Annotated in this window: 8 protein-coding genes; 5 read left to right on the top strand and 3 right to left on the bottom strand. The window is 73.7% G+C overall.

The window, feature by feature from the left end; all coding sequences use genetic code 11:
- Window positions 1-169 precede the first annotated feature (169 nt).
- Window positions 170-451 carry an Lrp/AsnC family transcriptional regulator gene (locus tag ACJ6WD_RS39875; protein ID WP_016573922.1) on the bottom strand — a complete coding sequence of 94 codons (282 nt, stop codon included), beginning with the start codon at window positions 449-451 and terminating at the stop codon, window positions 170-172.
- Entirely contained in the window at window positions 448-1,179 is a 732-nt protein-coding gene (locus tag ACJ6WD_RS39870) for a rhomboid family intramembrane serine protease (RefSeq protein WP_407617672.1), read from the bottom strand. Before ACJ6WD_RS39870 ends, ACJ6WD_RS39875 begins: the two co-directional genes overlap by 4 nt.
- Window positions 1,180-1,373: 194 nt before the next feature.
- On the opposite strand from ACJ6WD_RS39870, the gene ACJ6WD_RS39865 reads away from it, so the two are divergent.
- The 5 genes from ACJ6WD_RS39865 to ACJ6WD_RS39845 all read left to right on the top strand — a co-directional run bounded on the left by ACJ6WD_RS39865 (window position 1,374) and on the right by ACJ6WD_RS39845 (window position 7,103).
- Complete coding sequence (locus tag ACJ6WD_RS39865) at window positions 1,374-1,613, top strand: hypothetical protein (RefSeq protein ID WP_016573920.1); 240 nt, start codon at window positions 1,374-1,376, stop codon at window positions 1,611-1,613.
- A gap of 21 nt (window positions 1,614-1,634) precedes the next feature.
- The gene (locus ACJ6WD_RS39860) at window positions 1,635-3,005 is read left to right on the top strand and encodes an NYN domain-containing protein (protein WP_376447836.1); all 1,371 of its coding nucleotides are present in this window, start codon (window positions 1,635-1,637) and stop codon (window positions 3,003-3,005) included.
- Between the two features lie 306 nt (window positions 3,006-3,311).
- Window positions 3,312-4,337: an NlpC/P60 family protein gene (locus ACJ6WD_RS39855; RefSeq protein WP_233661328.1), complete on the top strand. Its 1,026-nt coding sequence runs from the start codon at window positions 3,312-3,314 to the stop codon at window positions 4,335-4,337.
- A 236-nt stretch (window positions 4,338-4,573) separates the two neighbouring features.
- Complete coding sequence (locus tag ACJ6WD_RS39850) at window positions 4,574-5,662, top strand: NlpC/P60 family protein (RefSeq protein ID WP_407617671.1); 1,089 nt, start codon at window positions 4,574-4,576, stop codon at window positions 5,660-5,662.
- Window positions 5,663-5,714: 52 nt separating this feature from the next.
- The gene (locus ACJ6WD_RS39845) at window positions 5,715-7,103 is read left to right on the top strand and encodes a hypothetical protein (protein ID WP_407617670.1); all 1,389 of its coding nucleotides are present in this window, start codon (window positions 5,715-5,717) and stop codon (window positions 7,101-7,103) included.
- Here ACJ6WD_RS39845 and ACJ6WD_RS39840 read toward each other — a convergent pair.
- Window positions 7,060-8,427, bottom strand: coding sequence for a glycosyltransferase family 87 protein (locus ACJ6WD_RS39840; protein WP_331248584.1), 1,368 nt, complete (start codon window positions 8,425-8,427; stop codon window positions 7,060-7,062). The genes ACJ6WD_RS39845 and ACJ6WD_RS39840 overlap by 44 nt on opposite strands.
- Window positions 8,428-8,560: the final 133 nt, after the last annotated feature.

The following is an 8,560-nucleotide window of genomic DNA, read 5'->3' as shown; positions in this document are numbered from 1 at the left end:
ACAAGCCCCGCGCAGCGGACAACGCCCCGCGCAGCGGACAACGCCCCGCGCAGCGGACAACGCCCCGCGCAGCGGACAACGCCCCGCGCAGCGGCCCCGCGCCGCAGGCGCAAACAGCAACCCCCACGGCGGGCACGCCGACTACGTACGACGAAGCCCAGCGCAGCGCCTACGCATCGAGGCCGATAGAGAACGCCGCCTCCAGGTCGTGCTGGGAGTACGTGCGGAACGCGATGTGCGTTTCGGTGGAGGCGACGCCGGGGACCTTGCTGATTCGGCCGGGGATGACGTCGGCGAGGTCGTCGTGGTTGGCGACGCGCACCATGGCGATCAGGTCGTGCTGGCCGGTGACGGAGTAGACCTCGCTGACGCCTTCCAGTGCGGCGATCTGCTCGGCGATCTCCGGGATCTGGTCCACGCTGGTCTTGATGAGCACGATCGACGTGATCACGGCTGGCTCTCTCCCTCGGCCGACACTCCGTTGTCCCTGGTGGCACCCACAGTATCCCGCCCGTAGCGGGCCCATGCGTAGAGGAAGCCGAGGGCGAAGCCGACCACGTGGGCGAGGTAGGCGACGCCCGGGCCGGCCGGGTCGTGGCGGGCGGCGTGCCACTGGAGGGAGAACCAGAACAGCAGGACGATCCAGGCCGGGAAGCGCAGCGGCAGGAAGAACAGGAACGGGAAGAGGCTGGTGACGCGGGCCCGGGGGAAGAGGAAGAGGAAGGCGCCGAGCACGCCGGAGATCGATCCGGAGGCGCCGACCAGGGTCTGGTCGGAGCCGGCGTGCGCGGCCGCGTAGCCCAGCAGCGCGAGGTAGCCGACGGTCAGGTAGAAGGCGGTGAAGGGCAGGCGTCCCATTCGGGCTTCGGTCATGCTGCCGAAGACGTACAGGAACAGGACGTTGCCGAGCAGGTGCAGCCAGCTTCCGTGCACGAACAGTGCGGTGAGCGGGGTGAGCAGGGCGCGCGGTGCGCCGCTCCACAGATCGAGCGGAATCACGCCCCAGTGCGCGAAGTAGCTGTTCTGGGCGCGGAGCAGTGCGTCTCCGGTGCCGTATGTGTGGTTCAGGCCGGAGACCGGGCCGAGCACGAAGAGTGCGCAGCACAGTCCGATCAGCACGTTCGTCATCCGTGAGAACACCGCGCGTAGCGAGCGGGCGGGGTGGACCGGCGCCGTCATGAAGTGATCATGGCGCAATGCGGGCACACGGGACAGAGCGCCTCGCCGCGTCCCGGCAGTCGGGCGGGCCCGCGCCGGCCCGCTGTCAGGCCGTAGGGTTACAGGCAGTACGTTGCGTATTTCCGCAGTCCGACGGCGTACCGCGTGAACCGCACCGCTGGCCGAGCACGACGAGCACGAAAGAGGACGACACGATGGCTGTTCCCCTGCCGACTGCGACGACCCGGTGGCGCTGCACGCTCTGTGGCAACCTCACCCGGTTCGACGTGACGCGCCGGTCCAAGGTGGTGGAGTACGTGCACCTGGATCTGGCCGGTGAGCCGTCGGTGGAGGAGCGCGAGGTCGTCAGTGAGACCGTCGAGTCGGTGCGCTGCCGCTGGTGCAACGCGGTCGACCAGATCGAGCTGGTGGACCGTCCGGGCGCGAGCGCCTGAGATCGGAGCGATGCAGCCGTGGTGGAACGTCCAGAAGGGGATCCGGGGGCGGAGCGTGCGGACGCGCCCGGAGGGGTGGCCGACGAGGTGCTCGACCAGCCACTGCCCGAGGGCGTGCGGCGCCGTGTGGTGGCGCTCACCGCGGAGTGGTTCGGGGCGTTGACGGTCGCCGAACTGCCGCCTCCGCTGCGGCAGTACGCCCGTTTCACCCCGACCCGTCGGGCCAAGTTCGCGGGGAACGCGATGGCCGCGGCGCTGGAGGGCGACGCGCTTTTCCGGCAGCGGATCGCGGGCAAGTTCCGGGAGGCCCAGCCGGAGCTGGCGGAGGCGCTGGAGCAGGGGACCTTGCCGGCCGCGGCCGATCCGCTGGACGTGGCGGCCGCGGCGTACGTGCTGCGTCCCGAGGGCTGGGTCAAGTTGGTGGCGGCGGCCGGCGAGGAGGCGCAGCGGGCGCGCGCCGAGCGGGCCGGCCAGGAGGCCGAGCGGGAGTTGGCCCGGCTGCGTGAGGAGTTGGCGCAGGCGCGCGGCGAGGCCCGTACGGAGGCGGACCGGGTCCGGGCGGACCTGGAGGCGTCCCGCAGGGAGAACGAGTCGCTCCAGCGGAAGCTGCGCAGCGCCCTCAGTGACGTGCGGCGCGGGGAGGCGGCGGTCCGCAAGGCCGAGGCGGCGTTGGGCGAGGTCCGGGAGCGGGCGGTGGTCGAGAAGACCGCGGCCGACAGCGAACTGCGCCGGCTCAAGGCGCGGATCGCGGAGGTCGAGGCGGCCCTGGAGGCCAGTCGCCGGTCTTCCCGCGAGGGCCGCAGCGTCGAGGACATGCGCCTGCGGTTGCTGTTGGACACGGTGCTGGACGCGGCCCAGGGGCTGCGTCGCGAGTTGGCGCTGCCGCCCGCCGCGGGCCGGCCGGCGGACACCGTGGACGCGGTCGCGCCGGGCCGGATGACGCCCAAGGACATCGCGACCCGTGCCCTGTCGGAGACCGATCCGGCGCTGTTGGACCAGTTGTTGGCGCTGCCGCAGGCGCACATGGTGGTGGACGGCTACAACGTCACCAAGACCGGTTACCCGACGATGCCTCTGGAGAAGCAGCGGCTGCGCCTGCTGGGCGGGTTGGCGGTGCTGGCGGCCCAGACCGGTGCGGAGATGACGTGCGTCTTCGACGGGGCGGAGCTGGCCGCGCCGGTGCTGTTGGCGCCGCCGCGCGGGGTGCGGGTGCTGTTCAGCAAGGCGGGCGTGACGGCCGACGAGTTGATTCGTCAGTTGGTTCGCGCGGAGCCGGCGGGCCGCCCGGTGGTGGTGGTCTCCTCGGACCGGGAGGTGGCCGACGGGGTCGCCAAGGCCGGTGCCCGGCCGGTCGCATCGGTGCTGCTGCTCAAGCGACTTGCGCGAACCTGACATTTCCACCGTTGACCGGAATGGTGCCCGGGAGAACCGGTTGCGCTTCGTATCGGAGCGTCAAATGCCGCTTACAGGCCGTGTGATGTTGGTAAAAGATGGGGCTCCCGGTGCAGTTTTTCCCCGGGAGGATTTGAAGCGATCACAACTCGGTTACTAAGGTCGGGCCTCGAACCTTCATACAGGTGATTATCCAACCGGGATGGTCAGTGGAGGTACCGCCGAGTCCGTGGTGTTCGCGCGGAGCCGGGGCCTTAGCTCCCCCCACTCCCGGTAGGCGGCTGGAGGAAGAAGGAGCTCGCCCCCGTGGCGTCCCACCGTCGACCCAAGCAGCCGAGCCGTACTCGCGTGACCGTGCTCACCGCGACCGCAGCCGCGGCCGTCGCCCTCTCGTCCCAGGCGGCGCACGCCGACCCCAGCCAGTCGAAGAAGGACGTCAAGTCCGAGGTCGACAAGCTCTACAACGAGGCGGAGCAGGCCACCGAGAAGTACAACGGCGTCAAGGAGCAGCAGAACAAGCTCCAAAAAGAGGTCGACGACCTCCAGGACAAGGTCGCCCGCGGCCAGGGCGAGCTGAACCAGCTCCGCAAGGGCCTGGGCGCGATCGCCTCCGGCCAGTACCGCAGCGGCAGCATCGACCCGTCGGTCCAGCTGTTCCTCTCCGGCGACCCGGACACGTACCTCGAGAAGGCCGCCACCCTTGACCAGTTGAGCGGCAAGCAGGCCGAGCAGCTCAGGACCATCGCGGACAAGCAGCGCCAGCTCGCCCAGGAGCGCGCCGAGGCCGCGAGCAAGATCCAGGACCTCTCCGAGACCCGCAAGTCGCTCGGGGACAAGAAGGACGAGATCAAGGGCAAGCTCGCCAAGGCGCAGGAGCTGCTCAACACGCTCACCGCCAAGGAGCGCGCGGCCATGCAGGCCGCGGACGACCGGGCCAACCGCAGCAACGACCGGGTCAACCTCGGCGACGACTTGCCCGCCTCGCAGCGCGGTGCGGCCGCCCTGTCCGCCGCCCAGTCGAAGATAGGGTCCCCGTACGTCTGGGGCGCGACCGGCCCGTCCTCCTTCGACTGCTCGGGCCTGACGTCCTGGGCGTACGCGCAGGCCGGCCAGTCGCTGCCGCGCACCTCGCAGGAGCAGGCCAACGCCGGTAGCCGCATCTACTCGGAGAGCGGCCTCAAGCCGGGCGACCTCGTGCTCTTCTACGGCGACCTGCACCACATCGGCCTCTACGCCGGCAACGGCACCGTGCTGCACGCCCCGAAGCCGGGTGCCGCGGTGCGCTACGAGTCGATCAACAACATGCCGTTCCAGTTCGGCGTGCGGGTCTGACAAGCCTCACAACACCTGCAACCTGCCGCCCGATCGGGCGAATTGCGGCCTGCGCCGCTGACCTGCCGCTCCGCCGGTGACCTGCGAAGTCACCGGCGGAGCGGCTTTTTGCGGGCTCGAACCGGGCTTTGGCCGGGGTGCCGCGGCGCGGTTACTGTCTGCCCTCGCAGCTGCCGGATCACCGACCGTCCCGCCCGGACGGACCGGGGCTGCACACGGAAGGAGTTGCGGCCCTCGTGGTGTCCCATCGCCGTACCTCGCAGCGCGGCCAGACCGCCCTCGCCTCGGTCACCGTGCTGTCCGCCGCCCTGGCGACCGCGGCCGCCGCGCTGTCGGCCCAGCCGGCCAGCGCCGACCCGTCCGGAGCCCGCGCCGGCTCCACCGGAGCGGCCGTCGCCGGGCACAGCGCCGACGCGACCGACCGGGAGGGCGCGACCGCCCGGGTCGGCAAGCTCTACGAGGAGGCCGAGCGGGCCACCGAGAAGTTCAACGCGGCCAACGCCCGCACCAAGGAGCTGCGCGACCAGGTGTCGGCCCTCCAGGACCGCGCGGCCCGCACCCAGGAGTGGGTCAACCGGCTGCGGGCCCGGCTCGGTGCGGTGGCCGCCGCCCAGTACCGGTCCGGCGGGCTCGACCCCACCATCCGGTTGCTGCTCTCCGAACGGCCCGAGGGCTACCTGGAGAAGGCGTCCGCGCTGGACCGGTTGAGCGGCGCCCAGGCGCACGAACTGCACCGGCTCCAGGCCGCGACCCGGGAGCTGGAGCAGCAGCGCCGGGAGGCGGCCCGCAAGCTGGCCCAGTTGGAGATCGGCCGGGCCGAGGTGGCCCACCACAAGAAGGACGTCCAGCGGAAGCTGGCGACCGCCCGGCGGCTGCTCAACGCCCTGCCCTCGGGAGCCCGGTCCGCCTACGAGCGGGCCTCCCGCAGCGATGGTCGGGACGAGATCATCCCCGACCTGTCCGGGGTCGTGGCGGGCTCGGGCCGGGCCGCGGCGGCGGTCGCCGCGGCGCGCGCCGCGGTCGGCGCCCCCTACGCCTGGGGCAGCACCGGCCCCTCGGCCTTCGACTGCTCCGGGCTCACCCAATGGGCCTACAACCAGGCCGGGGTCTCGCTGCCGCGCACCTCCCAGGCGCAGCGCGGCGCCGGCGCCCGCATCCCGCTGTCCCAGGCCCGCCCCGGCGACCTGGTCATCTACCGCTCGGACGCCAGTCACGTCGGGATGTACGTCGGCAACGGGCAGGTCGTGCACGCGCCCTATCCGGGCGCCCGGGTGCGCTACGACCCGGTCGGCATGATGCCGATCTCGTCGATCACCCGCCCCTGAGCCGCGCCCCCTGCGGTGTTGCCACGGCCGGGGCGCCCTTACGATCGGCCGCATGGCGGAGCACAGGGCGCGAGGCAGGCGGCCGTGGCGGGCCGCACGGGCGGCGGGCTGTGCGGTGCCGCTGCTGGCGCTGCTGGTCCAGCTCACCGGCTGCGCCCCGGCGGACGGGCCCACCGACCAGTACCCGGGTGCCCAGCAGATGCTCGACGCGCGGGCCGACGCCGTCCGCCGGCACGACACCGCGGCCTTCCTGGCCTCCGTCGACCCGCAGGCGACCGGCTTCCGGAGCCGCCAGCGCGCGGTCCTCGACCACCTGACCGCCGTGCCGCTCGCCGACTGGCGCTACGACCTGGTGTCCACCGGTGCCTTCCCGCTCCCGATGGGCGGCGGCCGGCGGCTGGCGGCGCAGGTCCGGCTGCGCTACCGCCTGAAGGGCTTCGACACCGCGCCGGTCACCAGCCTCCAGTACCTCACCCTCACCGAACGCGACGGGCGCTGGCTGGTCAGCTCCGACTCCGACGGTGCCGCCGACGGCAAGGGCGGCACCCGTCAGCTGTGGGACCAGGGGCCGGTCCGGCTGGTCCGCGGCCGGCACAGCCTGGTCCTGGGCGGGGCCGGGGACCAGGCGCGGCTGCACGACCTGGCGAAGCGGGTGGACGCGGCGGTGCCGGCGGTGTCCGCGGTCTGGAAGGGCAAGTGGGCGGGGAAGGTGGTGGTGGAGGCGCCCGACACCGTCGAGGGAATGGCGCAGTTGATGGGCGGTGACGATCCGTCCGGGTACGCCGGGATCGCGGCGGTCACCACCGGGGAGGCGGGCGCGTCGACCGCGGCCCCCGCGGACCGGGTGATCGTCAATCCGGACGCGTACGAGGAACTCAACGACCTGGGCCGCACGGTCGTCCTCACCCACGAGACCACCCACGTCGCCACCCGCGCGCTCACCACGCCCGCCACCCCGCTGTGGCTCTCCGAGGGGTTCGCGGACTGGGTCGCCTATCGGGAGGTGCACCGCCGGCCGACCACCACCGCGCCGGAGCTCTCCCGCGCGGTCGCGGCCGGCCAACTGCCCGCGCGGCTGCCGGGCGACGCCGACTTCGGTTTCCGGGCCGGTGCGGAGCGGCTGGCCAAGGCGTACGAGGGCGGCTGGCTGGCCTGCCGCTTGATCGCCGAGAAGTGGGGCGAGGACCGACTGATCGCGTTCTACCGGGACACCGGGCGGCTCGGGCTGCGCCCCGCCGCGGCCGGCCCGGTGACGGCACCGATGGAGGCCCGGACCGCCGCTCCCGCGGTCCCCACCGCCCCGGCGACGGCGGGCGGCGGCAGCGCCCGGTCGACCGGGCGCAGCGGACTGGTCGAGCGCGCGATGCGCGAACAACTCGGCGTCGGGCTGAGCGAGTTCACCGCGATGTGGCGCGCGTACGTGCGGCGCGTGCTGCGCTGAGCGAGGGGCGGGCGCCGGGCAGCCCGGTCGGCCCCGCGGCCCGGCCGCGGCCGGTGGCGGCGCTGAGCCGCCGGCAGGCGAGCAGGCAGGCGGCCACCAGCAGGCCGTTGCGCAGCGCCAGCAGCGCGATGCCCCGGGCGTTGCCGGTCACCACGTCCGCGAAGGAGACCGGGAACTCCAGCAGGGTCACCCCGGTGGCCAGCAGTACCAGCACGGCCGGGAGGCCCTGCCGGCTCGCCCGCACGGTCAGGCAGACCGCGGCCAGCCCGACCAGCCACAGCAGGTACTGCGGGCTGATGACCCGGCTGGTGGTGGTGAAGAGCAGCACGGCGGTGAAGGCGGCGTCGCAGAGCACCGCGGGGCCGGCGTGGGCGAGCGGGCCGGCGCGCAGCCGCCAGTGCACCAGCCAGGCCAGCGCGGCACCGGTCAGCGCCAGCGCCAGGGCGCTCACCAGGGGGACGCCGGGGCCGAGGAACTCCAGCGAGCCGTAGTGGAGTTGCACCTCGCCGGGCCAGCCGGCGTGCCGGGCGACGTGGAGGACCAGGGCGCCCAGCGACTCGACCTCCGTGCCGCGGTCGCGTTGGAAGGTGAGGAAGGAGAGCGCGCCGGGCGCCGCCAGGACCGCGACCAGCGTCAGCCCCGCGGCCCAGGCCGCCGCGTGCGACCACAGGGCGCGGGCCCGGCTCCCGCGCAGGGGTGCCCCGGTCAGCAGCAGGACCGGCCAGACCTTCAGCAGCGCGCCGCAGGCGATCAGCGCGCCCGCGGTGCGCGGCCGGCGGGCGGCCGCGAACAGCGCGGCCGCGGCCACCGCCGCCACCATCAGGTCGTAGCGGGCGTACGAGGTCGGGCCGAGCAGGGCGACGCCGGCGATCCACGCCCAGGCCCCGGTCCGGCGGTGCCCCGGTGCGCGACCGGCCCGTAGGAAGAGGCCCAGCGCCGCCGCGTCCACGGCCAGCACCAGGACGAAGAACGCGGTGGCGTACGGGAGGAACGGCAGCAGGTCGGGGGCGAGGACGGGCAGTGCGGCGGCCGGCGGGTACTGCCAGGTGACGTCGTGCAGGGGGAAGGTGCCGGACCGCAGGACCTCCGCCCAGCCCCGGTAGATCCCGGCGACGTCGGTGGTGACGTCCGGGCCGGGCAGCACCAGCACCCGGAAGACGCACAGCAGGAGCAGCGCCCGGGTGGCGGCCCAGACCGCCCAGGCCGCCGCCGCCGACCGGGCGGTGCGGGCGGCCCGGGAACTCCGGGCGGGGCGGCCCGCCGCGGTGTGCCGCGCGGCGTCCTGTGCCCCGCCCGTCCTGCTGTCGGTGCTGGTCATCGTCATCCCGTCGGTCGTCGTGCCTGCATGATGCCGGGCGGGCCGGGCCGCGGTCGGGCAGCCCGGTGCGGGCGTGGCGGGGCGCCCCGCCCGGTCCGGTCCGGCCACCCGGTACTGTCGGCCCAGGACCGCCCGGGCC

The organism is Streptomyces sp. VTCC 41912 (assembly GCF_045799175.1).
Taxonomy (GTDB): Bacteria; Actinomycetota; Actinomycetes; order Streptomycetales; family Streptomycetaceae; genus Streptomyces; species Streptomyces albulus_C.
Note: the sequence above shows the minus strand (reverse complement) of the source record. Positions and strands in the feature narration are given on the sequence as shown.

Coding starts and splice junctions, on each gene's coding strand:
- ACJ6WD_RS39840 (WP_331248584.1), bottom strand. CDS start 8,427: ATGACGATGACCAGCACCGACAGCAGGACGGGCGGGGCACAGGACGCC.
- ACJ6WD_RS39865 (WP_016573920.1), top strand. CDS start 1,374: ATGGCTGTTCCCCTGCCGACTGCGACGACCCGGTGGCGCTGCACGCTC.
- ACJ6WD_RS39845 (WP_407617670.1), top strand. CDS start 5,715: ATGGCGGAGCACAGGGCGCGAGGCAGGCGGCCGTGGCGGGCCGCACGG.
- ACJ6WD_RS39870 (WP_407617672.1), bottom strand. CDS start 1,179: ATGACGGCGCCGGTCCACCCCGCCCGCTCGCTACGCGCGGTGTTCTCA.